This window comes from Haloarchaeobius sp. FL176 (genome assembly GCF_024609245.1).
Classification (GTDB): domain Archaea; phylum Halobacteriota; class Halobacteria; order Halobacteriales; family Natrialbaceae; genus Haloarchaeobius.
Map to the genome: position 1 here is coordinate 24,142 of NZ_JANJYH010000002.1, position 24,121 is coordinate 48,262.

Genomic DNA, 24,121 nt, shown 5'->3' on the forward strand with positions numbered 1-24,121 from the left:
CACACAGGTGCTCGCTGCGGCTCACGACCACTTCCTCGAAAAAGCTGGGTAAAAGGCTCGTCCCGGCGTCCGGGTCGCGGGCTCCCAGTTCAGGCCAGCGGCGTCCGCTCGACGACCTGTCCGTCGTACGTCGGGTACTGCTCGACGATCTCGCCGTCCTCCACGTCGCCGTCCTGTATCATCTCCTCGAGCAGCCACCAGGCGACCTCGACGTGGTCCGACTTGACGGTGTAGAACTCCTCGGGGACGCCGAGTGCCTCGAACTCCACGGGGTCGGCGTAGGTCTTGCCGTAGACGAGCGTGCCGTCGTCGGTCACGTCGTCGAACTCGCGGCGGACGTTCCGGGCCATCCGTTTGAGGCGGCGACGGTGCTGGGCGGCGTCCTTGAAGACGCTCGTGCAGAAGTAGACCTTGTCGTGGTCGCCCATCACGTCGAGGATGGCCTCGCGCGAGCCGTCGACCGCGCTCATGTGGTCCTCCTTCAGCTCGAAGCCCTCCTCCTGCATCCGGCGGTAGTTCCCGTCGCTCATCTCGAACTCGTTGACGTTACAGAAGTCGGCTGCGCCCTCGTCGAGGAACTCCAGGAACTCCTCCTCGGGCCGGATGCCCGGAATCTCGAACGCCGGAGTGAGGCCCTCCTCGCGGGCGATGTGGAGGATCTCTTCCCACTCGGTCCCGTGCATGTCGCCCCAGAGCTCCAGTGGCGGGTGGAAGCGGATCTCGTCCAGTCCGGCCTCGCTCAGGCGGCGCATGTTCTCTCGGCCGCCCGTGATGCCGGTGTAGAGGTGCGTGTGGTGGTCCTCGCCGAACTCGTCTTTGAGCAGCGAGAGGTAGTGACACGTCCGGTCCATCGCTTCCTGGGGCTCGCCGCCCGTGATGGAGGTGCCCAGCGCGTCCATCCGCTTCGCCTCGGTGATGACGTCCTCGTCGGACTCGACGAGGCGCTCGTTCGCGTAGACGTCGGTGACGTTCTTGCGGTTCTCGCCGAGCGGGCAGTAGAAACAGTCGCGCTGGTCGCAGTAGCCGTAGACGAACATGACCATCTTGCCCCCCTCGGCGCACTGTTCACAGCCCTTCGATATCATTCGTTGTACTGTTCCACTACCCCGAGCGGGAAAAAGCGTGCGAAACGCGGTCGAGGGCCCGCACCCTTGAGTCCGGTTCCCCCGCGCTCATGATGTGCCAACACGTAGCATTCGTGTGTCCGACGAGGGAAGCACGGACCGGGTCGAGGAGGACCGCTTCGACCGACTGGTCTCCATCTCCGAGCGGCTGCTCGGTGGCATCGAGATGGTCGCGGCGTACGTCCTCGTCGTCCTCTTCGCGGTCGGGGTGTTCGACCTGGGCCTCCAGATCGTCCAGCGGACGCTCTCCGGTGCCATCACCGACCCGCTGGTCGTCGTCGGCTTCATCGACACCGCGCTGTTGCTGTTCATCATCGTCGAGGTGTACCAGACCGTCGTCGCGTACGCACAGGAGAGCGAGACGCGCGAGATCGTCCAGCTCGTCGCCTACACCGGCATCATCGCGATGGTCCGGAAGATCATCATCTTCCGGAGCGAGGTGTACGACGACAAGGCCGACGCGCTGCTGACAGCGGGCTCCTACGGGCTGTTGTTGCTCGTGCTCGGCGTCCTCCTCTATATCGAGCGGACGACCAGACAGTGACTCAGGACAGCAGGTCTGCGGTCGACACGACCGCGGCGAACTCCCCCGACAGCTGCGCCAGCGCGGCGCGGTGGTTGGCCGCGGCCGAGATGGTCCCGCCACCCGCTCCGTCCGGCACCTCGCGGGCGTAGGTCGCCGTCGCGTCCGAGACCACGACGGGCGAGAACCCGCGATTCTCGGCCATCCGGGTCGTCGTCGAGACGCAGTGGTCGGTGGTGAACCCACAGACGACGATGCGGTCGTGGGGCGTGTCGCGGAGCCACGGCTCGAGGTCGGTGCCGACGAACGCGCCGTTGACCGACTTGGCGAACACCGGCTCGCCGTCACGGGGCTCCAGGCCCTCGATGAAGGCGTTCCCGGGCACCCCGGGCCGCAGCGTCGAGTTCGACTCTGCCGAGTCGTGTCTCGCGTGGGCGACGGGCCAGCCGCGCTCGCGCCAGGCGGCGAGGAGGTCGGCGATGCGTGCCTCGGCGTCGGGGTTGTTCCGAGCGCCGCGGTCGGGGTTCCCGAAGGCCTGCTGAGCGTCGACCACGAGCAGCACGTCCGGGCTGTCGGTCGTCTCGTCGCTCACGCGCGGACCTCCAGCGGGCAGTCGTCGAGGTCGCGTTCGTCGTTCGGGAGGACGTACTGCTTCCACTCGTGGCTCTCGTCGTCTTCCCAGTCGCCGAGGTGGGCGTGCGGGCAGACGTCGTCGTAGCCCTCCAGCCGGTCGTGGATGACCTCGCGGGCGCGCTGGCCGGCCTCGGTGTCGCCGGTCACCCCGTCGAACACGCTCCGGGGCTGCACGGTGACCTCCAGACCGTGTGGGTTGAACCGGCTGTGTCGCCGGTCGTGGGCCGGCGTGCGGGCGGTCGGGAAGATGGGCTCGCCGGCGAAACAGAACTCGAACTGGTGGTCGTCCGGGTCGGCCGGGAACTCGTCGGGCCAGGGTTCGGGGTCGTTGTCGTGGAGGAACTGGAGCACCTCCCAGTAGCGGTCGTGCCAGTGCTGTTCGGGTCGCTCACCGTCGGTGTTCTTGAAGAAGGCGACCATCGAGGTTCGGGGCGAGTGGTGCTCCTGCGTTCGGAGGTACGCCCGGGTCACGTCGGCGAACCGGGCCAGCGACTCGTCGTCGAAGCCGGGGACGAACGTGTACAGCGCCCAGCCCTCCTTCTCGGAGTCGACGCCGAAGAAGCAGGGGAACGGCGTGCCATCGCGCTCGCCGAGCATGTCGGCGCGGAACGTCTCGTAGTGCTCGCGCGCCCAGTCCGGGAGCGCCCCTGCCGCGAGGCGGTCGTGCAGGCGCTCCTGGTCGAACAGCCGGACGACGTCGGTGTCGGCCAGTGTCGGGGTGGTGGCCGTCTCGCTCATGCGAACGTGTTCGGGCGTGCGGGCTTGTACCTGTCGTGACTTCCCAGGAACTGGAAGAACGTCAACTTCCCCCGCCGTCCCCGTCGAAGCCGGAGACGAGCGTCGCCACCCACTGCGCCGGGTCGGGGTCGTGGCGCACCTCGACGGCCTGGACCCATTTCACCCACTGGAACCCGCGGCGCCCCGGTGCGACGAGTCTGCACGGGAAGCCGTGGCCGTGGGAGAGGCGCTCGCCGTCGACGTGGGTCGCCAGCAGCGCGTCGCGGGCCTCGCTCGTCGGGAGACTCCACCGGTAGCCCGTCACCGACCGGAAGCGGACGTAGCCGGCGTCGGGGTCGGCGCCGGCGGCGTCGAGCAGGTCGCCGACGCGCACCCCACGCCAGTCGTGCTCGGAGTACCAGCCGCTCGTGCAGTCCAGCAGCGCGCGCTCGTCGTCGGTGGCGGTCGGGCCGCCAGCGTCGGGGGCGAGCAGAGCGGCTTCGGAGAGCGACAGCTCCTCCGCGACCGCCCCGCGAACGTCGAGGCTCCAGGCGGCCGCGTCGACCGGCTCCGGGTCGTCGGCGACCCACGAGGTGACCGGGAACGCGTTGCCGCCGTCGCTGCCCTCCTCGCGAGAGCCGGTGAACCGGCGGCTCGGAACCAGGTCACCCGCGACCGACTGTTTCAGCCGCCAGGCGGCCGCGCCGCCGACGAGCAGCCCGCCGACCCGCAACGCTTGCCGGCGTTCTGTCACCGTCTCGCGGTCGGGGAGCCGGAACCGTGCCGCGAGATGTATCAGCAGCACCGGGAGGACGAGCGCGCCGAGGTAGCCGTGAAGCACGAGTAGCGTCACCCCCGAGACCGGCGACTCTGCGCCGAGCGTCCACGCCACACCCGTCACCAGCGCGGCCACCGCCAGCACCGTGAGCAGGACGCTCACCGCGACAGTCCGGGTCCACGAGCCCGCGACGCGCCGCCAGACGCGCCGGAGCTTGAACCCGAGCAGCACGACCAGCGTCAGCCCGATGACGCCGTGAACGACGAACACCCAGCCGTCGTCGGGTCGCGCAGTCAGGCTCAGGAGCCCCGTCGCGCCGGCGACGAGCACCGAGACGAGGATGCCCGCGTCGACCACCCGGGGCGACGGTTCGAACGGGAGACGCCGCATACCCGTTATCTTGGGCCGAACGCGTAAGAGCGCTCGTGTCGTCGGGGGGCGATGGACGCCACCGTCGAAGGTTTACACCTGGCGTAAACTCCCACCGACGACTGGCGGCCGCAATGCGTGTCGAGCACTGCGAGACCACCACGAACGAGCGCTCCGGCGACGCCGGTCCCGGCGCTCACTCCACGTCGAGCGACTCGTCCCCCGTCAGCGCCTCCAGCCGTTCCGCGCCGGAGCGGGTCCCCTTCGCGATGAGCACGTCGCCGGGATGGAGCAGGGTCTCGGGGCCGGGAGAGATCTCCCAGTTGTCGCCGTCCTCGTCGGTGTGACGGACCGCGATAACACGCATTCCGGTCTCGGTCCGGACCATCTGTGCGCCGAGCGTGGTGCCCGAGAGCGCCGAGTCGGGGACAACCGCGAGTCGGACGACGACCTCGTCGGACTCGAAGACGGCTTCGGCCACGACCGGGTGGGTACCCATCCCCCGGAGCACCCCCTCGGCGATCTCGAGGGCCGCGTCGGAGATGACCTCGGTTGCCTCCGCGATGTGCATCAGCCCGCGGAGCGAGACGGGGTCGTCGACGCCGGCCGCGGCCTGGAGCACCCACGCCTCGAAGCGGGACTCGAGCGCGTCCACCTCGGCCTCCAGCTCCGCGACCTCCTCGGCGAGCCCGTCGCTGTCGTACAGCACCGAGCCGTAGGCGACGTCGACGCCGAGCTCGCTCATGTTCTTCATCAGCACGATGGAGTCGACCGCCCGTTCGAGGTCCCCGATGCCGGGCTCGGCGGGCTCGGGGGCGACGTACTCGCCGCCGGTCACGTCGGCGTAGACCTCCGCGAGGTTCTCCTCGACGCCGCGCAGGAGGAGCACGTCGCCGGCGCGGAGGTAGTCGTCGCGGTCGGGGCTGAGCAGCCAGTCGCCACCCCGCCGGATGGCGATGACGCGCACCCCCGTCTCGGTCTCCAGGTTGAGCGACTCCAGCGTGTGCCCGGCCAGCGGCGAGTCGTCGGCGACGATGGCGCGAGCGACCGTCTCGATCGCCTCCGGGAGCGCGGCCCGGAGCGCGTCCGGCAGCCCGATATCCTCGATGACGACCTTCGCGACGTCGCCGGCAGCGTCGCTTATCTTCTCGGTCGCGCCGACGACGCCCAGCACCGGAGCGAGCGCCTCGGCGTCCTCGGGCGACCGGGCAGCCATCATGAGGCTCATCCGGGCGCGCATCTGGAGCACGTCCATGCGCTCTTCGAGTTCGAGCACCTCTTCGGCGACCTCGGTGCTCCCGAGCAGCACCGCCGAGAACGACATATCGATCATCAGCTCGGCGGTGTCTTTCATCTCCGCGAGCACGGCCTTGACGCTCACGGGCTCGTACTCTACGTCACCGGCGTCCATACATCGGCCTTCTCCGGGGCGGGAGAAAAGCGTTCGGCCGGCCGTTCGGCCCGGGAACCGGCAAGATTCTACGGTAGGGTAACAGCGTAAACGACAATGTTTTTCGGTTAAGGTACTGAAGCTCAGGGTATGTCTGACGACCTCAAGAAAGGGCTGGAGGGTGTTCTCGTTGCCGAGTCCGAACTGAGCTTCATCGACGGCGACGAGGGCCGCCTCGTCTACCGTGGCTACGACATCGAGGACCTCGCCCGGGACGCCAGCTACGAAGAGGTGCTCTACCTCCTCTGGCACGGTCGACTCCCGAACCGGGATGAACTCGACGAGTTCAGCGAGTCGATGGCCGCCGAACGGGAGATCGACGACGGCGTCATGGCGACGGTTCGCGAGCTCGCCGCCGCCGACGAGGAGCCGATGGCTGCGCTCCGCACGACCGTCTCGCAGCTCTCGGCGTACGACGACGACGCCGCGGCCGACCCGACCGACGAGGAAGCGAACCTCCGGAAGGGACGCCGCATCACGGCGAAGATCCCGACCATCCTCGCCGCGTTCGTCCGCGTCCGCGACGGCGAGGAGCCCGTCGCCCCGCGCGAGGACCTGAACCACGCGACGAACTTCCTCTACATGCTCAACGGCGAGGTGCCCGACGACGTGCTCGCCGAGACGTTCGACATGGCGCTCGTGCTCCACGCCGACCACGGTCTGAACGCCTCGACGTTCACCTCGATGGTCATCTCCTCGACGCTCGCCGACGTCCACTCCGCCATCCCCGGCGGCATCGGCGCGCTCTCGGGCAGCCTGCACGGCGGCGCGAACCAGAACGTGATGGAGGCGCTGCTCGAGCTCGACGAGTCCGGCAAGGACCCCGTCCAGTGGGTCGAGGACCGACTCGACGCCGGCGAGCGCGTCCCCGGTTTCGGCCACCGCGTCTACAACGTCAAGGACCCCCGCGCGAAGATCCTCTCGGAGAAGAGCGAGGCGCTGGGCGAGGCCGCCGGTACGCCCCAGTGGCACGACTACTCCGTCGGCATCGAGGAGTACCTCACGGAGGAGAAGGGCCTCGCGCCGAACGTCGACTTCTACTCCGCCTCGACGTACTACCAGATGGGCATCCCCATCGACATCTACACCCCCATCTTCGTCATGAGCCGTGTCGGCGGCTGGGTCGCACACGTGCTGGAGCAGTACGACGACAACCGACTCATTCGGCCGCGCGCCCGCTACGTCGGGCCGATGGACGAGGAGTTCGTGCCGGTCGACGAGCGGTAGAGACACGTCGGCGTCCGATTTTCCGTACTAGCCTCCTGCGAGCGCAGTGAGCAGACCGAGCGACGACCGTAGGGAGTCGCGAGGATTTTGGTCCAGTTTTTGCCGAGGGAGGGAGCCGGGAGGCGACCGACCGCAGCGCAAAAAGTGGTGGCGTTCGTGCCGGTCGACGAGCGGTAGAGACGCGTCGGCGTCCGATTTTCCGTACTAGCCTCCTGCGAGGAGCGCAGCGACCGACGAAACCCGCGGCTACGCCTCCTCGACGCCCCGTATCTCGAACCGCGCACCGCCATCGGCGCTGTCCGTGACGGACACCGACCAGCCGTGGGCCTCCGCGAGCGCTTGGACGATCTCCAGCCCGAATCCGGTGCCGTCCTCGCTGGTCGAGTAGCCGGGGTCGAACACCTGGTCGTAGGCCTCGGCGGGGATTCCCACCCCGTCGTCGGCGACGTAGAAGCCGTCCCCGAGGTCGCCGACGGTGACGGTGAGCGTCCCCGCGTCCGGGCTCGTCGAGCCATGCTCGACGGCGTTCCGGAACAGGTTCTCGAGGAGCTGTGAGAGCCGGGTATCCTCGGCGAGGATCTCGCGGTCGGTCTCCGTCACGAGGTCCGCGTCGCCCGTCTCGACGGTTGCCCACGCGGTCACCGCGGCCGTCGACAGGGAGACGGGGTGAGGGTCCCTGACGGCGGTGCCTTCGCGGGCCAGCGAGAGCACGTCCTCGACGAGCGACTCCATCCGCTGGAGGGCGGTGGCGATGGGCGGCACGTGTTCGCTGTCGACCTCCTCCTGGAGCAGTTCGAGGCGGAGCGACGCCACGTCGATGGGGTTGCGGAGGTCGTGGCTGACGATGCGGGCGAACTCGTCGAGACGCTCGTTCTGGCGTTCGAGCCGTCGTTCGTCGGCGCGGCGTTCGGTCACGTCGCGCGAGATGATGACGGCGCCGTCGGAGGTCGCCGGATCAGCGTCGTCGTCGGGTGGGAGTGGGGTCATCTCGAGCTCCAGGACGACGGTGCCGGTCGGGAGCTGAATGTCGACGTCGAGACGTTCGTCCTCGCCGGCGAGCGTGGCCGAGAGCGCCGCCCGGAACCGCTCGCGGTCGTCGGCGCCGAGCATCTCGTCGAGGTACGCCTCGACGGAGTCCCCGACGATATCCGAGGGCTGCATGTCGACGTAGTCGGCGACGGCGGGGTTCACGTGCGTGATGGTCCACGAGTCGTCCACGGTGTAGACGATGTCCGTGATGTTCTCCACGATGGCCTCGTAGTGGCGGAGCTCCTCCTTGCGGGCCTTCCGGTCGGTGATGTCGCGGGCGTAGATGACTACCCCGCCGATGTCGGGGTCGTCGATGTGGTTGCGTGCCCTGGCCTCGAGCCACTGCCACGAGCCATCGGCGGTGGCGAGGCGTATCTCCTCGGTGACCTCGATGGTCGGGTCGGCGATGGCCTCTGCGAGTCGCTCCTCGGAGACCGCGATGTCGTCGGGGTGGACGTACTCCAGGGCGTCGTCGCCGACCGTCGCCGCCGGGTCGAAGCCGAGGATGGGTTCGATCGACGGTGAGACGTACGAGAACGTGAAGTCGGTGTCGATGACGACGATGATGTCCACCGAGTGCTCGATGAGCTTGCGGAACCGACGCCGGGTCCCGTCCAGTTCGACTTCGGTGCGCCGGCGCTCGACCGCGCTCTCGATGCGCTGTGCGAGGAGGCTGTACTGCTCGCGACCGCTGCGTTTCTGGAAGTAGTCGGTGACGCCGGCCGAGATGGCGTCGGCGGCGACCTCCTCGCTCCCCTTTCCGGTGAACAGCACGAACGGCACGTCGGGGTAGTCGGCACGCACCGACTCGAGGAACTCCAGTCCGTTCGCGCCGGGCATGTCGAAGTCGGAGACGATGCAGTCCACGTCGGCGCCGTCGAGTCGATTCAGCGCGGCCGTCGCGCTCGGCTCGGAGATGACCTCGATGCGGTCGCTCTCTCGGGTCAGGAACTCGGTGGTCAGGTTCCGGAAGCTCTGGTCGTCGTCGACGTGTAAGACCCTGACCGTGTCGTTCATCACCGATACCAGTGGGTCCGTGAATAAAACTCGTTCCCTGACCTCGACGCTCGATTCGGCGGCGAGTGCGGGTCGTGCGGTGGGAAGTGCGGTCGGATGAGTGCTCTCCTCCTGGTTGGGCAGCTCGGTTCAGCGGTTACCGAGCGCAGCCCAATAGGTGGTCGTCAGTCGGCACCGGCACGTTCTCGCCAGCCGCAGGCGGGACAGAGTAACGAGCCGCCGGCGTCGTGGGCGGCAGTCGTACAGCGTGGACACGTCATGTGGGTCACCTCTTCGCTGCACGCAGGCGACCGGGGGGCTTGACGGTTGCGTGAGTCTGCGACGCGTGGGCGGGCCCAGTGCTGACACCGGTCACGTGGTGAGCTCGCGGGTGACCTGGGCAACGCCGACGAGTGTCAGGCACAGCAGCACGAGGGAGACGGCGCTACGGACGATGGAGCGGTACTCGGGGCCGACCCAGTCCGTGATGGCCTGCATGGCGCTGCCGTAGAACTGAAACAGCAGGACGACGCTGAACAGCCCGAGGACGGCGAGCGCCGCCCAGAGGACGTACGTCCGGATTTTGTCGTCGGACTGCTCCGAGGGGTTGGCGTCGCGGCTCGGGTCGCGCCGGGCGGGGGGCTCTCGTGGTGCACTGGGGTTGCTCCGTGGCGGGGTGATGTCGGCCCGCGCAGCGGCGGGTTCGCCCCGCGACTCGCCGCCGCCGGGCGTGGACTCACCGCTGGTGTCGGCGGACGCGCCGGTCCCCGCAGCGCCGTCGTCCTCGCCGTCGAAGCCGAAGCCGGCGTCGTCCTCGCGTGGTTCGTGGGCGGACGGCGCGTCGGTGTCTTGGTGCGGTTCATCGCTGGGCGGTGCGTCGGTGTCGTGGGTGGTGTCGTCGTCGGTCATCGTCGGAGCCTCCGTGCGAACAGGGCGGTCGCGAGCAGTGCGGCGAGGGCGACGGGCACACCGAAGCCGGGCTGGCCGCCGTCACTCTCGGGGCGTGTCTCGGTGTCGTAGTCGCCGTCCGTCGAGCCGCCGGTGTCGGCGAAGTCGCCGCTCTCGAAGCTGTCGTTCTCGCTCGTCTCGTCGACGCTGAGCCCGGTGCCGGGGCCGAGGTTGGCGACCGAGCGCTGGGTGTCGATGACGGTATCGCCGTCCCAGAGGATGGCGTCGAGGTAGTAGTCGTAGCCGTCGGGGACGGTGAGGTCAGCGCCCGGGGTGACCGTCTCGCCGGGGTCGACCCGGCCGACGTCGACGGTGGTTCGGTCGGCGACGACGTTCGAGCCGTTCTGGCGGGCCTTCAGGACGAAGTGCAGGTCCTCGACGGGCTCGTCGCCGGTGTTGGTCAGGTAGGTCGTCACGCCGAGGGTCGCCTGCCCGTCGGTGACGTCCTCGATGCTGTACTCGATGACCGGCATCTCCTCGCCTCTGAACTCGTGGAAGGCGACGGGCGTGCGTTCGTACTCGGGGGTGAGGCTTCCGACGCCGGAGATGGTCCGACGGCCGGTGTCGAGGCGCTCCCCGTCGCGGTAGAGCAGGGCCTCGATGGTGTAGTCACCCTCCCGGGGAACGGCGAGCGTCCCGGTGGCGTTTACCTCCCGACCGTCGGTGAGTTCTCCCAGGGAGAGCGTCCGTGTGGCGGCGACGACGCCGTTCTCCTCGTCGACGGCCCGCAGGAGGACGGTGACGTTCGGTGCGGTGTTCCCACGGTGTTCGACGTACGGCGTCACGGCGAAGGTGGCCGTCCCCCCGGAGACGTTCTCGACGGCGATTGTCAGGTCTTCGAGGGAGCCACCACCGGGGTCGGTCGGTTCGTTCGGCGCGGGGGACTGGACCGCGTCAGGGACGGCAACGAGGACGCCCGTGGTCGCTACGATGGCGACCACGGCGACCCCCGCGAGAACTGCTTCGATTCGCATACGGTCATGTCCAATGGTTTGTATAAGTGCTTTGTGCGTTCGACCGTGGGAGTCCTAGCCGCGATTCATTTTCATTCCAACACACATCTGCGGACTGTACTCAGAGCCACGACTGGCTCGATGTCAGATACCATCCGTCCTCCGTGTCGTCGCGGCCGACGAGCGACCTGCCTCGCTGGTGGCCGCGTTCGACGAGAGTGTCGAGTGGGTCGATGGTGAGCCCGAGCGGGCGAACCGGACGACACGGCGCGGGACGGAACGGCTGACGGGACGCAGGCTCAGTCCGCCGCGCTCCCGCGTTCCGCCATCATCCGCGCGGCCCGGTCCGCCCAGTCGCCGTACCAGAAGCCGAGCGCGACGACGACCGCCGCGAGCCCGTAGTAGCCGACGATACCGCCGTACGCGCCGATGACGCCGTAGTCGAGGACGACGCCGACGACGTAGCTGAAGCCGAGGAAGAAGACGCCGAGGCCGAGGACCCGAGCGAGGAACGGCGTGCGCGTCTCGCTGCCGCCCTGCAGGCCGCCGGAGAAGACGACGAACGTCACGAGCGCGGGCGCCGCGAGCCCGTAGGCCCGGGCGAAGTCGACGGCGTAGCCGACAGTCACGGGGTCGCGGGTGAAGATGCGCACGAACAGCGGTGCGGCCACGACCAGCACGAGGCCGATGGTCCCGACGGTGACGAGTCCGAGCAGCGCGGTCGCGTAGCCGTTCTCGCGGGCGCCCTCGGGGTCGCCGTCGCCGAGGGCCTGTCCGACGACGACGCTGGCGGCGACGCTGTAGCCTCGCGAGAGCGGCCCGGTGACCTGCTGGTAGAGCCGACGCCCAACCTGGAACGCGGCGTTGACCTCCGTGCCGAAGCCCAGCAGCAGCGCGTTGAACGGGAACTCAGCGAACGTCTCCACGAACCCTTCGAGGACACGGGGCGCGGAGACGACGAGCAGCTGTCTGGCGATGACGGGGTTCGTGGGCCGGGCGAAGCCCGCGCTCGTCCGTCCGGCGACCATCACCGCACAGAGCACGACGGCGGTGAACACGTTGCTGAACGCGGTCGCTACGCCGACGCCGACGATCTCGTAGCGCGGGACACCGAACAGCCCGAGGCCGAGGGTGACGCTCCCGACGATGTTCAGCCCGTTCGAGACGACGTTGACGTACATCGGCGTGCGCGTGTCGCCGGTTCCCTGCAACGACCGGGCGGCGATGAGCGACACCTGGCGGGCCGGCGCGGTCGCGAAGACGATGGCGAGGTAGGTGCCGCCGAGGCTGGCGACGGTGTCGTTCGCGCCGAGGATGGCGAGTGCCTCGTAGCCGAACGAGAGCCCGAACAGGACGAACGGAATGCCCGTGACGAGCCCGAGGAGGATGGCCTGCGTGACGGCCTCGTCGCGGTTGGCCGTCGCGTCAGCGCCGGTGTCCTGGCTCGACAGCGCGATGGCCCCACCGCCGAGGCCGAGACCGATGCGGAGTGGGAACCGCGAGTAGAGGTCGGCCAGCCCGATGGCGGCGATGGCCGCGGGCGAGAACAGTCCGGTGACGATGATGTCGGTGGTCCGCATCGCCGTACGCACCGTCTGCTCGACCATCACCGGCCACGAGAGGCCGAGGACCCGCCGCCAGACAGCGTACAGCCGACCCCGTTCCATGGTCCGGTCTGGGTCGCTCGGTGTCTTCGTGCTGTCGGAAGCGGAAGCGTGCGGGAGCCGGCTCCCGTCGTCAGAAACGATGGACGTCCTCGTCTACGGGACGTTCATCGACGCAGACTGGTCGACGTGGCCCGACGGCGACTCACCGCCGCTCGCCGCGCTGGCCGAACTGATTGCGGCCGACCGTACCGTGACAGCAACCCTCGAATGACACCCGGCAGACGGCCGTCTGACGGCCGTTCGAGGGAAGCGCAGTCTTGCGGTTATACTTTCACTCCGGATGGCTGGCGTTTATATACATTCGGGTCGACAATTCAGTTGCACGTCACACGCGTGCTACCCCGTATTCCCCTTTGGACGACCTCGGCGGGCTCCCCGTACCCCCGACGGGCGTCTCTTCGTGCGTCACCTGCCGAGCCGTCGCGCTGTTGGTCGTTGCTGCCAGGAGCACGAGACGCGGGTCTCCGGTCGTGGGCGGTCTGCTGAGTGGCACTGCCGGTGCGATACGCCGGCCGTCGAAACCGCGAACGCGGCCGGGTGCTCGGCTCCCGATACGGCAATATTAACCGGGCGGCGGTCGAACTCCGTGATTATGCTCGAACTCGACGACGTTCTCGCCGCGGAGCCGCGAGTCAGGGAGACATCCCGGCACACACCCATCGAGTACACGCACACCTTCTCGGACATGACGGGCGCGGAGGTCCACCTCAAGATGGAGAACTTCCAGCGGACCGGCTCGTTCAAGATCCGGGGCGCGACGAACCGCATCGCGACGCTCTCCGAGGAGGAGAAGGCGGCCGGCGTCGTCACTGCGAGCGCGGGCAACCACGCCCAGGGCGTCGCGCTGGCGGCGACCCGTTCGGGGGTCGACTCCAAGATCGTCATGCCGGAGTACGCCCCCATCTCGAAGGTCAAGGCGACACAGAGCTACGGTGCCGAGGTCGTCCTCCACGGCGCTGACTACGACGAGGCCGCCGAGAAGGCCCACGAGCTGGAACGCGAGGAGGGCCGGACGTACGTCCACGCGTTCGACGACGAGAAGGTGATGGCGGGGCAGGGCACCATCGCGCTGGAGATCCTGGAGGACCTGCCCGAGGTCGAGACGGTACTCGTCCCCATCGGCGGCGGCGGCCTCATCTCCGGCATCTCGACCGCGATCAAGGCCAAGAGTCCGGACACGCGCGTCATCGGTGTGCAAGCCGAGGGTGCCTCCAGCGTCGCCCAGTCGCTCTCGAAGGGCCACCGCGTCGAGCTCGACCACGTGGACACTATCGCCGACGGCATCGCGGTCCGCGGCCCCGGCACGCTCACCTACGAGGTCATCAAGGAGCGCGTCGACGAGGTCGTCACGGTCTCTGACCCCGAGATCGCGATGGCGTTGACGTACGTACTCGAACGCGGGAAGACGCTCGTCGAGGGGGCCGGCGCAGCTCCGCTCGCGGCCCTGCTGTTCGACAAGTTCGACTACGAGGAGGACGAGGTCATCGTCCCGGCGATGTGCGGGGGGAACATCGACCTCAACATGCTGACGACGGCTATCATGCGTGGCCTCGTCGCGACCGGGCGGTACGTGAAGATAAAGACCGTCCTGCGCGACCGCCCCGGCTCGCTGGAGGACCTGCTCCACATCATCTCCGAGAAGAAGGCGAACATCTACGCCATCCAGCACGACCGGACCTCCCGGCAGATCGGCATGGCCGACACGGAGGTCGAGGTCGACCTGGAGACCCGGGGCCGGGACCACATCGACGAGCTGCTCGAGGCCATCCGGGACGCCGGCTACGAGGTCGAAGTGCTGGTCTGACCGGCGTACCGTACAGTGAGAAACTGCTGTCCACAGAGCCACATCTCGTGGGTGGCGACGATGGCCGCCCCCGCCGCTCGCGGCACGTCCGTCGGCACTCCTGGTGCATCCGCGGGCCACACACGGAACCGTTGTGCCATCGGTAGCTCGAACGCGCCCGCCGGCGTCACCAGGTAGAGGCCGGGGTCACCCGCTGCCTCGGTCGTCAGCTCGACCGCGCCGTCGTCCAGGTTCCGGAGCGAGAGCACCGTCGAGAGGTTACAGCCCGGCAGGGGTACCGCGATGTTGACGTAGCGCTCGCGGTCGGCGACGTGCGAGCCGTACGCCGCGACGAACACGCCGTCGCCAGTGTCGGCGTCGGTGCGGACCCACATTCTCGCCCCGTCGCGCGGGTCCAGTGCGGGGTCGATGCGTTCGAACTCGCTGTGGAGGCTGACCGTCCGGCCGTCGCCCGGCGCGGGGAGGTTCAGCTGCTCCATCCTGCGGGTCAGGAGAGTCGCCAGCCAGGCACCCGTCCGGAACGGCCGGTGCCACTCGGCGGTGAGCGAGAGTGCGTACTCGCTGGTGCGCTCGTAGAACGTCCGCACGTCGGGGCCGACCAGCTCGGGGTCGAAGCCGTCGCGGGCGAACGCGGCCATGTCGTCCATCTCGCCGACCGGGTGCTCACCGGTGCCGACACCGGCGCGCGAGACCCAGTCGCCGCCGATTCGCCCGCGGGCGGTCAGCGGACTCAGGGGCACGTCGGTCACGCGCGTCCCGGCGAGCCGGCGGGCAGCGTAACTGAGACCGGCCACCGCGACGACACCGGCTGTCGCCCGACGCCAGGGTCCAGAACGGTCGTCCATCGTCACGATGTTGGGCCGGGGCGTCAAGGAACGACCGGTTCTCGTCGGTGGCCCGGCGTCGGGGAAGTCGTCGGTTTTTAAGTCGAAGGCCTCCGTCGCCCAGCATATGAAGCGAACCATCAGCACTTCCGACGCCCCCGCGGCCGTCGGCGCGTACAGCCAGGCGACGACCAACGGCGACGTCATCTTCACGGCCGGCCAGATTCCGATGACGCCCGACGGCGAGCTACTCGACGACGAGTCCATCACCGTCCAGACACGCCAGTCCCTCGAGAACATCGAGGCAATCCTCGACGAGGAGGGCTGCAACATGACCGACGTGCTCAAGGTGTCCGTCTTCATGGACGACATGGAGGACTTCGACGAGATGAACGACGCCTACAAGGAGTACTTCGTCGACAACCCGCCGGCTCGCTCGGCCGTCGAGGTCGCGAACCTCCCGAAAGGTGTCGGCGTCGAGATCGAGGCCATCGTCGACGCGGAGTGAACGAACGCACGAAATCCGCCCTGCTGTGGGGCGCGGTCGGCGTCTTCGCCTTCCTCGCGCTGCACCAGGGCTACGTGGCGCTGGGCGGCGATAGCGTCGGCATCCTCCCCGCCATCGGCGTGGGTGTCGTCGTCGGTGCCGCCGTGGCTGTGGCGGCGTACGTCGGTGAGGCCCGGCTGCTCCGGCGCGGTCGGTGACTGCCAGAAGCTACTTTAACCCCGACAATTTTGTCGGAAAGTAATGAACGACAAATTGGTTGCCTGTTGTATCGTGTTGTTGCTACTCGGAGCTGTCACACCGGTCGTCGGCGGCGTTCCGTCGGCGACCACAAGCGATGAACCCGGTGGCTCGGCGAGCGAACCGGACGACGCCTCGTCGACGGCCCCGAACGAGTCGACACCGGTCCACGAGATTCTCACCTTCGACCGGACGCCGGATCGGGAGGGACACGTTCGGGTCACCATCGCGTACGAGGTCCACGAGAGTATCGACCGGGTGCAGGTCTGGCCCCCGATCGACGGGACGGTGACGAGCACGACCGGACTGCACGAAGAGGGTGTGACGTACGTCTGGGAGCGGGGTAACCCGGAGCCGTCGATGACCGTCGTCTTCGAGTCGCTGAACTCCGATTTCGGAGAGGACGGCTTCATCGAAGCCGATGGCTGGGCCCTCGCGGACGTTCGAGTGCTGGCCCGGGCGACCTCCTCGGTCGAGGGGGAGCTCGACTTCTTCGGGACCACTGACTGGAAGCTCCGCACGACGCACTTCGAGAACGGCGACGGCCACGCCGGTCGCCAGGCGGTCTACATGGGCCCCCATCGAACCGCAAAGTGGGAGACCGAGGACGAGCAGTTCACAGTCGTGCTCCCCGACTCGGCGGCCCGCGATGGTTCCGACATCCGTGCGAGCCTGACCGACGCATCGGGGAACTACGTCCCGTTCTGGGACACTGAGGGAGTGACCGTGTTCGCGGTGGACCGGGAGCCCGGCGGGATGAAAGTACCCGGGAATCCGGATACGATAGTCTCGAGCACAGCCCGGGTCGACCATCCGAACAACGTCTGGGTACACGAGTATGCCCACGTCAGACAGTGGTTCAACGCCGACACGGACCTCGAATGGTTCGTCGAAGGGTCCGCGGAATACCTCGCCGCACTCGAAACGTACCAGCAGGGGCAGACGTCCTTCGGTGAGTTCCACGACTGGGTCGCACCCGACGACGACCGGTCGGTCGTCCTCGCCGAGCCGGATACCTGGGACGACGACTCGGACTACCGGAAGGGGTCGCGGGTCGCTGCCGCGCTCGACGCGCGAATCCGGCAGGAGACCGGTGGGAACTACACCCTCCGTGATGTTATCTACGTCCTCAACCAGGAGGCGGGCAAGTACTCGAGTGCCATGACGCACGAGGACCTCACGGCCGCGGTCGAACGGGTCGTCGGGCACTCGATGGACGACTGGCTGGACCGCTACGTGACGACGAGCGATGCGCCCGCTGTACCGGAGGACCCAGACGTGCTCTCGGCACCGTCGACGGAACGGGACGGTGACGGGGACGGCGTCACGAACATGGCCGAGAAGCAGCGCAACGTCTCCTCGCCGTTCTACGCGGACACCGACGGCGACGGACTCGACGACGGCGCGGAGTTCGAAAGCGGGGGCGATCCGACGGACCCCGATACGGATGGCGATGGTCTGCGCGACGTCGCCGAGGTACGAGACCACGGGACGGACCCGAACGCGACCGATACCGACGGCGACGGTCTCGACGACCCGGTCGAGCTGGACCAGTACGAGGCCGACCCAGCGACCGCCGACACCGACGGCGACGGCCTCGATGACGGTGTGGAGATCAGCGAGCACGGCACCGACCCAGCAACCGCCGACACTGACGGCGACGGTCTCGATGACGGTGTAGAGGTCAGTGAGCACGGCACAGACCCAGCAACCGCCGACACTGACGGCGACGGCCTCGACGACGGTGCGGAAGTCAACGAACACGGCACCGACCCCATCCTAACCGACACCGACGAGGACGGGCTCACCGACGGTTCCGAGGTCGCCGACCACGAGACCGACCCGACCGCCGCCGACACGGACGGCGACGGTCTGGACGACGGCGAGGAGGTCAGCGAGTTCGAGACGGACCCCAACGCCGCGAACGACGAGGCGGCGGTACGGGAGACACCGACTGCGACCCCGACGACAGCGCCGACGGCGACACCGTCGGGCGACGGCGGCTCGCCCGGGTTCGGTGCGCTCGCTGCGCTCACAGCGCTCGGCTGCTGGCTCGTGGCCGGGCGCAGCGCCGACCGATAGGCGCCCGAGAGAAACGTAGCCGTTAAATGCAGCACCCGACAATCGACGAACGAGCCAGGATGGCCGAACGGTAAGGCGCACGCCTGGAAAGCGTGTTCCCATTCGGGATTCAGGGTTCAAATCCCTGTCCTGGCGCTTCTGGACCGCAGTAACTGAACGAGGAGCGCTTGGTCCGAACGCAGTGAGGACCACGATTGCGAACGGGACGCGGAGCGACCCGTGAGCGGCCGCGACGAGTGATTCCCGCGGTCCAGAACGCCCACGGAGATCTGAAGCAGAGAGGTCGCGCGCAGCGAAGCGAGCACGTCCGACCGTGGTTCAAATCCCTGTCTTGGCGTTTTTCGCGACGCAACACGACCAGCGCCGCGTCACGACCCCCGGCAGGTCGTGCGCCTGGCGGTGGTTACAAGCGCCCGCACGTCGAACCGCCGGACATGGACACAGCGGCATTCGTCGAGGCAGTCGAGGACGGGAACCGGACGGAGCTGTCGCGGCTCGGCTCCTCGAAGTCATTGTACGCGCTGACGGGCGGGGAGATGGACGAGGACAACGTCTTCGCGGTCGTCGAGGCGCTCGCGACTGCGCAGGCCGACCGGTACGAGTCGTGGGCCGAGCACGCGGACGGCGAGCTGGCCGACGCGCTGTCGGCGGCGGCCGACGCTGAGGGCGAACGAGCGGGCGACGCGGCCGGGAAGACCGACGAGACGGTCGAGGGCGGCGTGTTCGGTGGGCTGGACGACTGCGAGGGCGCGGCGGAGCGAGCCGGCGGCCTCGTCGCCGCGACCATCGTGACGAAGAAGCTGCAGGAGCAGCTCGTCGGCTTCTTCGTCGGGCAGGCGGACCCGACGACGGCGCAGACGTTCCGGAGCTACGGCGACGAGCTGGACGAGCGACGGGAGGCGGCGCTCTCGGCGCTCGATTCGGTCTGTACCGACGACGCGGACTGGGAGGCCGCGGTCGAGGCGGCGAGCGGCGTCGTCACTGCGGCGTACGACGTGTACGTCGACCGGCTGGAGGCGATGGGCGTGAACCCGAAGCCGGTCTGCTGACTCAGACGCCGGGCAGGTTCTCGCGGTAGGCGTGGACGTGGTCGAGCGCGGCGTCGACCTCCTCGCGGACCTCGCCGCCCTCCGCGGTCGCGATGTCGTCGAGGATGCGCTCGTGGCGGGCGAGCCGGCCGTGGTCGGGGCCGCGTTCGGCCTCGGCATGGCGTTCGAACTCCTCTGCCTGTCGATACAGTCGTTCTCGAGCGTCGGCGTCGGTAGCTGCCTGTGCGGCGGCGCGGACGTGCTCGCCGGCGGTCTGGAGTTGCTCGCGTGTCATATGTGGGCGTACGCCGGCTCGGGGGTTGTCGTTTGTGGTGCCAGCGATGTCTGCGCGAACTGACGACGCGGGGTCGTGCGGAGGGCCGGTAGTGCGGACGGCCGCTCGGCAGTCACGGGTCCCGTCGTCGCCGTGGTGACTGCAGGTGCGGCGTCGATGGTCCAGATGGTGTTCGCCGCCGACTGGTTCGTCGTGAGGACGATGGTGTCCCGGTCGAGCGACAGGTCGAGCGCGTCGAGCAGGCCGGCGTCGCCGACCGTGACGACCACGGTGGTGTCGCCGGGACGGTCGGTCGTCGCGCGTGCATCGCCGTCGAGTCGCCAGCGGTCGCCGGTTCGCTCGCCGCCGGCGCCCAAGGTGGCGTTCATCGCGTCGCGGAACTCGGTGGCGTCGGCGGCAGTGTCCCACCGGGTCACCCAGACGAAGCTGGCGTTGGCGGTCGGCCGCTCGCGATAGCTGACGAGGCGGTCGTTCCCCCAGCCCGCGGCGGCATCGACGGAGTCCGGGATGGAGACACCGTTCTCCAGGACGACGCGTGCGTACGCCTCGCCGAGCGTGTCGGTGGCGGACCCGCGCCACGTCGTGCCGTCGGCGATGGTCCGGACGGACAGCTCCGCCGGGGGTTCGCTGCTCGGGTCGAGCCCGTGGAGCACCTGCTCGCTGGTCGTCGGTGGCCGCTCGTAGAGTCGCTCGACTCTGTCGAGCCCCGGCGAGTTGTTGCGGACGTAGTCGTACCCGAACCGGTATGCGCCCTGGCCGTGCCGGAAGGGCGTGCCGGGGGTGGCCTCGGTGTAGAGCGTCGTCGTCCGCTCGCCGCCGGTCGGGGCGTCCAGGCCGTAGGTCTCGACGTACTGTGTCTCCGTCCAGACGGCGACACCCTCGACGATGCTCCGGGCGGTCCAGCGGGCGTCGGTGCTCGTGCCACCGACGTTGCGCCGGACCGCAGACACCTGGTTGCGCTGGAACTGGACGACGTGGACGAACTCGTGGGCGAGCACGACCTCCAGCGCGGCCGGCGAGCCGCTACCGGGGTAGAGCCTGACGCTGCCGAAGGGACTGGTCGCGCCGTTGGGTGTCTCCCGCAGGTCGGCGTAGCTGCCGGCGGTCTCGACGCCGACCAGCGCGCCGAAGCGGCCGGTCCCGGTCGGGGCCCGGCGCTCGGTCACGTTCGTCCCGAACCACGTGGAGGCGTTCTCCACGGACACTGCGTTCGGCGGGTCGGCGGTCACGCCGAGCAGTGACTCGACGCGGTCGAACACCGGTGCGGCCTCGAAGGAGAGACTGTCACCTCGGTACCGGATTCCGGGGTCGGAGTCGTCACCCGGAGCGTCGGTGGTTCCGACGGCCGGCTGTTCGGTCGTCGTGGTCGGCTCCGTCGTCGCGGTGGCCGTCTCCGGGCGGTCGACCCCCTGTGCGCCACAGCCCGCGAGGACGACCAGCAGGGCACAGGCGAGGACGCCCAGACGACGGCCGCGACTCATTCAGGCAGTCACCTGCCGTGCGGCCGTGGTGACGCTCTGGTTCCCACCGATGGGGACCGCACCGTCGGCCTCGGGCGGCAGCGTGACGTCGACGCCCTGGTCGTAGGCGACGAAGTCACGGCGGACGTCAACGACCTGCTGGAGCTCCTGTCCCCTGACGGTGACGGTCTCGTTCACGTGGATGGCCGAGCGCACCACGCGGTCCGTCTCTGTCGAGACGTAGAGGGTGGCGTCGAACCGGTGGACCTCGCCGGCACCGAAGTTGACGCCGCTCAGCTCGGCCAGTTCGGCCTCACTCGGGCGGAGCGAGAGCGCGTACACCTCCTCGCCGTGGACGGTCTCGGTGCCGGTGACGCTCACGTTCTCGGTGACATCCAGCAGGTTCGTGTGCAGCTGGAGCGCGCTCCGGTTCCGCCAGAGGCCGTCGTAGCGGTCGGCGACGTTCTGGGTCACCCACTGCGAGCCGTACTGCCGCTCGAACGCCGGGCTCCGGATGTACAGCGAGTCGTTCAGCAGGTACGTCGTCTGGTTCACGGCCCGTCCCCCAGTCCGGGTGGTCTGGTCGACGACCAGGCGGCGCTGCTCGGCGTCGATGGTCACGGCGAACGTTGCACTGGTCGACTGGCTGGCGGTCGCCGTCGAGACGGTCTGGTTGAGCACGCCCTCGACCCGGACGTCCGAGACGTCCCGAAGCGCGGACAGGGCGGACTGCCGGATTTCACGCTCCTCGGCGTCGGAGAAGGCGTCTCCGCCGTCGTCGGTCTGGGTGCCGGTGGTGTCGGTTGTCGGGGCGTCGGTCGCGGTTCCGTCCGTCGGTGCTGTCGTCGGTTGTTCGGCGTCGCCCTGATTCGCACAGCCGGCGAGCACCGGCGACGCGAGCAGGACGACGACCAGGAGGAGGGTCTTCGTTCGTTGCATCGTCTAGTCCCGGCTTGGGACTGGGCACCTATAATCCTTCGAGCGGCTTTTCGGGCCTGGAAAACACGAGCGTCCGGCGCTCCAATCGTCAGCCGCCGTCGTCGAGCAGGGAGCCGACCTCGTCCGGCGACCAGTTCGCGGGCGTCGGCGACCCCCGGAGCGCGAGCCCGAGCGCGACCCAGGCGAGTGCGAGCGGGACGACGGCGGCCGCGCCGGAGACGGCGACGATGTCCACGAGCGCCAGGGCGACGGCCAGCGTCCCAAGCGCCGAGAGACCGGTCGCCGCGTCCGCGAGCGTCCCGAGCTCGTGGCGGGCGACGGCCGCGAGCAGCGTGGTCCCGACGGCGAGCGTGGCGACACTGCCGGTGAACGGCGTGAGCGCGGGCTCGATGGACGCCCCGAGGAACGGCGCTGGTTCGAGGAGCGCGGCGACGTGGACGCCCGCGACGCCGGTGGTCGCGAGGACGGTACCGACACGGTCGAGCGGACTGTCGAGTCGCTTGATGCGGGTGTGGGTAGCCCAGATACCGCAGACGACGAGGAGCACGGGAACCGAGATCCACGGCCGGACGGCGTCGGCGGCGGGGGCGACGCCCGCGAGGGTGCCGGCGGTCCAGAGCAGCCCCCCGGCGGCCGCGAGCGCGCCGCCGCGGCGGACCCACTTCGGCGGCGAGGCGACGGCCCGCGCGAGGGTGCGGACGGTCAGCACGGTCGTGACGAACAGCGCGGTGGCGACCGCGACGACGAAGCCGAGGACCGCGAACAGCAGCGGCGACTCGGGACGGTCGCGGACGCCGGGGACGACGCTCGGCCCCGCGACGAAGAACCCGTACAGGCCGACGGCGAGGACGATGCCGGAGACGACGCCCACGCGGGCGTGGCGGCGGAACCCGAGCGCCTCGAAGAACCGGAGCAGTGGCGGCCGGCCGGGCCGGTGGTCGTCGGACGATGGGGCGTCGGCCTCGGCCGCCACGTCGCCGTCGGTCTCGGCTGTCGGCTCGCCGTCGACCTGGTCGACTGACTCGGTGGCGTCTGTCACGTCCGGGGGTTGGGGCGAGAGGGACAAATCGGCGTCGGTCTCCGGTCAGGCGTAGGCCCCGAACTCCTCCCCGCGGAGGAGGAAGTACACGGTCCCGAGCAGGCCGACGACGGTGGCGAGGCCGAACGCGACCGCCGGGCCGGAGTAGCCGAGATAGCCAGCCGAGCCGTACAGCAGCCCGCCGAACGCGGCGCTCGGGATGGTGAGCGTGTTCCGGACGAGGTAGTACGAGCCGGTGACGCGCCCACTGGTGTTCTCCTCGGCGGGCCCGACGATGAGCGCCTTGTGCGCGGGCAACCCGGCGAATCGGAGCCCGGAGAACGCCCAGACCGCGCCGACGACGACGGCCTCCGAGAGTGAGACGGTGCCGAGGAGGGGCAGCGAGTCGAGGACGACACCGCCGTCGGGCGCCGCCACGAGCATGACCGGGAAGACGGCGTAGACGAAGAAGCCGAGGCCGACGACGGGTTTGAGCCCGACGCGCTCTGCCAGGTTCGCCACGGGCACCATCGTCACGAGCGCGACGGCCATCTCGACCGCGAGGAACACCCCGAACAGGGCTTCCGGCGTGAGGTACACGCCGAACAGCGTCGCGTCGGTCGCCAGGTAGCGCGTGACCACGAGGACGGCGAAGCCGTACACCATCCCGTTCGCGAACCGGACGAGCGTGTCGCCGACGAGCAGCGGGCGTAGCGGGTCGGGCAGGTTTGCGAGGTCGTCCCGGACCCCCGAGAGCCCCTCGAACTCCTTCCCCAGCGAGTCCTCCTCGGCCTCGTACAGCACGTGCTGGGCGAGCGTTCCGACCAGGGCGAAGCCGACCGCGACGGCGAGCACGTACTGGAACCCGGGGTCGAAGCCGTAGACCGCGAGCAGGCCGGCGGCGACGAGCGGCCCGACGAGGAAGGCGGTCCGGCGGAACGTCTCCGTGCTGGCGAAGCCAGCCGCGAGCCGGTCGTTCGACACGCTCTGTTTGACGACGGCGAACGTCGCGCCCAGTCCGAACGACTTCCAGGCCTGCGCGAGGAGTAGCCCGACGAACACCCAGGCCCACGCCGGGATTCCAGCGACGGCGAGTGCCGGCGCGAACACCCAGGCCGCGAAGCCGAGCGCCGAGGCCAGCCCGAACAGGGTGAGTGCGGACCGGGAGCCGATACGGTCCGAGATTGCACCGCCGGGATACGGATAGGCCGCACCGATGAGGCTCCCGAAGCTGCCGTAGAGGCCGACGACTAGCTCCGAGCCGCCGAGGAAGAGGATGTACTCGCCCATGTACCGCCCCGTCATCTGGAAGCCGAGGCTGAACGCGAACATGGCGACAGAGAGCACGAACACGTCCCGCTCCAGCGCGAAGAACTGCCGGAAGTAGGTGAACGCGCCGGGCGTGTCAGCGTCCGCCATGATGTTGGCTGGAGGTGCGTCCGATACGGGTATAGTAGGTTCGGTCGCGGCGTCGGGCGGGGAACGTCGTCGTCCCAAGACGAGGTCGTGCAG

At 69.1% G+C, this 24,121-nt stretch carries 22 protein-coding genes, 1 tRNA gene and 1 pseudogene; 9 read left to right on the top strand and 15 right to left on the bottom strand.

What is annotated here, in order from left to right; genetic code table 11:
* Positions 1 to 89: 89 nt before the first annotated feature.
* Complete coding sequence (locus NO978_RS03190; protein WP_257298077.1) at positions 90 to 1,085, bottom strand: radical SAM protein; 996 nt, start codon at positions 1,083 to 1,085, stop codon at positions 90 to 92.
* Positions 1,086 to 1,200: 115 nt separating this feature from the next.
* On the opposite strand from NO978_RS03190, the gene NO978_RS03195 reads away from it, so the two are divergent.
* The gene (locus NO978_RS03195) at positions 1,201 to 1,668 is read left to right on the top strand and encodes a phosphate-starvation-inducible PsiE family protein (RefSeq protein WP_257298078.1); all 468 of its coding nucleotides are present in this window, start codon (positions 1,201 to 1,203) and stop codon (positions 1,666 to 1,668) included.
* Position 1,669: 1 nt separating this feature from the next.
* Here NO978_RS03195 and NO978_RS03200 read toward each other — a convergent pair whose 3' ends face one another.
* From NO978_RS03200 to NO978_RS03215, 4 genes are all read right to left on the bottom strand, one after another.
* Positions 1,670 to 2,239: a cysteine hydrolase family protein gene (locus tag NO978_RS03200; RefSeq protein WP_257298079.1), complete on the bottom strand. Its 570-nt coding sequence runs from the start codon at positions 2,237 to 2,239 to the stop codon at positions 1,670 to 1,672.
* Positions 2,236 to 3,018, bottom strand: a complete 783-nt coding sequence (locus NO978_RS03205) for a YqcI/YcgG family protein (protein WP_257298080.1) — start codon at positions 3,016 to 3,018, stop codon at positions 2,236 to 2,238. Before NO978_RS03205 ends, NO978_RS03200 begins: the two co-directional genes overlap by 4 nt.
* Positions 3,019 to 3,079: 61 nt before the next feature.
* Positions 3,080 to 4,165: a molybdopterin-dependent oxidoreductase gene (locus tag NO978_RS03210; protein WP_257298081.1), complete on the bottom strand. Its 1,086-nt coding sequence runs from the start codon at positions 4,163 to 4,165 to the stop codon at positions 3,080 to 3,082.
* Between the two features lie 175 nt (positions 4,166 to 4,340).
* Positions 4,341 to 5,555: a potassium channel family protein gene (locus NO978_RS03215; RefSeq protein WP_257298082.1), complete on the bottom strand. Its 1,215-nt coding sequence runs from the start codon at positions 5,553 to 5,555 to the stop codon at positions 4,341 to 4,343.
* 129 nt (positions 5,556 to 5,684) lie between these two features.
* On the opposite strand from NO978_RS03215, the gene citZ reads away from it, so the two are divergent.
* Positions 5,685 to 6,821, top strand: coding sequence for a citrate synthase (gene citZ / locus NO978_RS03220; RefSeq protein WP_257298083.1), 1,137 nt, complete (start codon positions 5,685 to 5,687; stop codon positions 6,819 to 6,821).
* A 246-nt stretch (positions 6,822 to 7,067) separates the two neighbouring features.
* On the opposite strand, the gene NO978_RS03225 is transcribed toward citZ, so the two are convergent.
* The 4 genes from NO978_RS03225 to NO978_RS03240 form a co-directional block, all read right to left on the bottom strand.
* Complete coding sequence (locus tag NO978_RS03225; RefSeq protein WP_257298084.1) at positions 7,068 to 8,867, bottom strand: PAS domain S-box protein; 1,800 nt, start codon at positions 8,865 to 8,867, stop codon at positions 7,068 to 7,070.
* A 351-nt stretch (positions 8,868 to 9,218) separates the two neighbouring features.
* On the bottom strand, positions 9,219 to 9,755 hold the full coding sequence (locus NO978_RS03230) for a hypothetical protein (protein ID WP_257298085.1): 537 nt from the start codon (positions 9,753 to 9,755) through the stop codon (positions 9,219 to 9,221).
* Complete coding sequence (locus tag NO978_RS03235) at positions 9,752 to 10,768, bottom strand: PGF-CTERM sorting domain-containing protein (protein WP_257298086.1); 1,017 nt, start codon at positions 10,766 to 10,768, stop codon at positions 9,752 to 9,754. Before NO978_RS03235 ends, NO978_RS03230 begins: the two co-directional genes overlap by 4 nt.
* Before the next feature lie 278 nt (positions 10,769 to 11,046).
* A complete protein-coding gene (locus NO978_RS03240; RefSeq protein ID WP_257298087.1) occupies positions 11,047 to 12,414 on the bottom strand; it encodes an MATE family efflux transporter in 1,368 nt (455 codons plus the stop codon).
* On the opposite strand from NO978_RS03240, the gene NO978_RS03245 reads away from it, so the two are divergent.
* Together NO978_RS03245 and ilvA are read left to right on the top strand one after the other, a co-directional pair.
* Positions 12,413 to 12,625 (top strand): hypothetical protein, encoded by a 213-nt coding sequence (locus NO978_RS03245; RefSeq protein WP_257298088.1) that lies wholly within the window; start codon positions 12,413 to 12,415, stop codon positions 12,623 to 12,625. The two genes, NO978_RS03240 and NO978_RS03245, sit on opposite strands and share 2 nt — an antisense overlap.
* Before the next feature lie 381 nt (positions 12,626 to 13,006).
* A complete protein-coding gene (gene ilvA, locus NO978_RS03250) occupies positions 13,007 to 14,218 on the top strand; it encodes a threonine ammonia-lyase (RefSeq protein ID WP_257298089.1) in 1,212 nt (403 codons plus the stop codon).
* On the opposite strand, the gene NO978_RS03255 is transcribed toward ilvA, so the two are convergent.
* A complete protein-coding gene (locus tag NO978_RS03255) occupies positions 14,194 to 15,063 on the bottom strand; it encodes a hypothetical protein (RefSeq protein WP_257298090.1) in 870 nt (289 codons plus the stop codon). The two genes, ilvA and NO978_RS03255, sit on opposite strands and share 25 nt — an antisense overlap.
* A gap of 106 nt (positions 15,064 to 15,169) precedes the next feature.
* Here NO978_RS03255 and NO978_RS03260 point away from each other — a divergent pair, with 106 nt between their 5' ends.
* The 5 genes and pseudogenes from NO978_RS03260 to NO978_RS03280 all read left to right on the top strand — a co-directional run bounded on the left by NO978_RS03260 (position 15,170) and on the right by NO978_RS03280 (position 18,918).
* Positions 15,170 to 15,550 carry a Rid family detoxifying hydrolase gene (locus tag NO978_RS03260; protein WP_257298091.1) on the top strand — a complete coding sequence of 127 codons (381 nt, stop codon included), beginning with the start codon at positions 15,170 to 15,172 and terminating at the stop codon, positions 15,548 to 15,550.
* Positions 15,547 to 15,747, top strand: coding sequence for a hypothetical protein (locus tag NO978_RS03265; RefSeq protein WP_257298092.1), 201 nt, complete (start codon positions 15,547 to 15,549; stop codon positions 15,745 to 15,747). Before NO978_RS03260 ends, NO978_RS03265 begins: the two co-directional genes overlap by 4 nt.
* Positions 15,748 to 17,065: 1,318 nt before the next feature.
* Positions 17,066 to 17,704 (top strand): annotated as a pseudogene (locus tag NO978_RS19895) (hypothetical protein); the annotation flags it as partial.
* A 218-nt stretch (positions 17,705 to 17,922) separates the two neighbouring features.
* A tRNA-Ser gene (locus NO978_RS03275) sits at positions 17,923 to 18,004 on the top strand.
* A 299-nt stretch (positions 18,005 to 18,303) separates the two neighbouring features.
* Positions 18,304 to 18,918, top strand: coding sequence for a rubrerythrin family protein (locus NO978_RS03280; protein WP_257298094.1), 615 nt, complete (start codon positions 18,304 to 18,306; stop codon positions 18,916 to 18,918).
* A gap of 1 nt (position 18,919) precedes the next feature.
* On the opposite strand, the gene NO978_RS03285 is transcribed toward NO978_RS03280, so the two are convergent.
* From NO978_RS03285 to NO978_RS03305, 5 genes are all read right to left on the bottom strand, one after another.
* Positions 18,920 to 19,192 (bottom strand): hypothetical protein, encoded by a 273-nt coding sequence (locus NO978_RS03285; protein WP_257298095.1) that lies wholly within the window; start codon positions 19,190 to 19,192, stop codon positions 18,920 to 18,922.
* Positions 19,189 to 20,673 carry a hypothetical protein gene (locus NO978_RS03290; protein WP_257298096.1) on the bottom strand — a complete coding sequence of 495 codons (1,485 nt, stop codon included), beginning with the start codon at positions 20,671 to 20,673 and terminating at the stop codon, positions 19,189 to 19,191. Before NO978_RS03290 ends, NO978_RS03285 begins: the two co-directional genes overlap by 4 nt.
* Positions 20,674 to 21,591, bottom strand: coding sequence for a hypothetical protein (locus tag NO978_RS03295; RefSeq protein ID WP_257298097.1), 918 nt, complete (start codon positions 21,589 to 21,591; stop codon positions 20,674 to 20,676).
* 88 nt (positions 21,592 to 21,679) lie between these two features.
* Positions 21,680 to 22,630: a hypothetical protein gene (locus NO978_RS03300; protein WP_257298098.1), complete on the bottom strand. Its 951-nt coding sequence runs from the start codon at positions 22,628 to 22,630 to the stop codon at positions 21,680 to 21,682.
* A 45-nt stretch (positions 22,631 to 22,675) separates the two neighbouring features.
* A complete protein-coding gene (locus NO978_RS03305; RefSeq protein ID WP_257298099.1) occupies positions 22,676 to 24,028 on the bottom strand; it encodes an MFS transporter in 1,353 nt (450 codons plus the stop codon).
* Positions 24,029 to 24,121 lie beyond the last annotated feature (93 nt).

Coding starts and splice junctions, on each gene's coding strand:
- NO978_RS03190 (WP_257298077.1), bottom strand. CDS start 1,085: ATGATATCGAAGGGCTGTGAACAGTGCGCCGAGGGGGGCAAGATGGTC.
- NO978_RS03205 (WP_257298080.1), bottom strand. CDS start 3,018: ATGAGCGAGACGGCCACCACCCCGACACTGGCCGACACCGACGTCGTC.
- NO978_RS03210 (WP_257298081.1), bottom strand. CDS start 4,165: ATGCGGCGTCTCCCGTTCGAACCGTCGCCCCGGGTGGTCGACGCGGGC.
- NO978_RS03215 (WP_257298082.1), bottom strand. CDS start 5,555: ATGGACGCCGGTGACGTAGAGTACGAGCCCGTGAGCGTCAAGGCCGTG.
- citZ (WP_257298083.1), top strand. CDS start 5,685: ATGTCTGACGACCTCAAGAAAGGGCTGGAGGGTGTTCTCGTTGCCGAG.
- NO978_RS03225 (WP_257298084.1), bottom strand. CDS start 8,867: ATGAACGACACGGTCAGGGTCTTACACGTCGACGACGACCAGAGCTTC.
- NO978_RS03230 (WP_257298085.1), bottom strand. CDS start 9,755: ATGACCGACGACGACACCACCCACGACACCGACGCACCGCCCAGCGAT.
- NO978_RS03235 (WP_257298086.1), bottom strand. CDS start 10,768: ATGCGAATCGAAGCAGTTCTCGCGGGGGTCGCCGTGGTCGCCATCGTA.
- NO978_RS03245 (WP_257298088.1), top strand. CDS start 12,413: ATGGTCCGGTCTGGGTCGCTCGGTGTCTTCGTGCTGTCGGAAGCGGAA.
- NO978_RS03240 (WP_257298087.1), bottom strand. CDS start 12,414: ATGGAACGGGGTCGGCTGTACGCTGTCTGGCGGCGGGTCCTCGGCCTC.
- ilvA (WP_257298089.1), top strand. CDS start 13,007: ATGCTCGAACTCGACGACGTTCTCGCCGCGGAGCCGCGAGTCAGGGAG.
- NO978_RS03255 (WP_257298090.1), bottom strand. CDS start 15,063: ATGGACGACCGTTCTGGACCCTGGCGTCGGGCGACAGCCGGTGTCGTC.
- NO978_RS03260 (WP_257298091.1), top strand. CDS start 15,170: ATGAAGCGAACCATCAGCACTTCCGACGCCCCCGCGGCCGTCGGCGCG.
- NO978_RS03280 (WP_257298094.1), top strand. CDS start 18,304: ATGGACACAGCGGCATTCGTCGAGGCAGTCGAGGACGGGAACCGGACG.
- NO978_RS03285 (WP_257298095.1), bottom strand. CDS start 19,192: ATGACACGCGAGCAACTCCAGACCGCCGGCGAGCACGTCCGCGCCGCC.
- NO978_RS03290 (WP_257298096.1), bottom strand. CDS start 20,673: ATGAGTCGCGGCCGTCGTCTGGGCGTCCTCGCCTGTGCCCTGCTGGTC.
- NO978_RS03295 (WP_257298097.1), bottom strand. CDS start 21,591: ATGCAACGAACGAAGACCCTCCTCCTGGTCGTCGTCCTGCTCGCGTCG.
- NO978_RS03305 (WP_257298099.1), bottom strand. CDS start 24,028: ATGGCGGACGCTGACACGCCCGGCGCGTTCACCTACTTCCGGCAGTTC.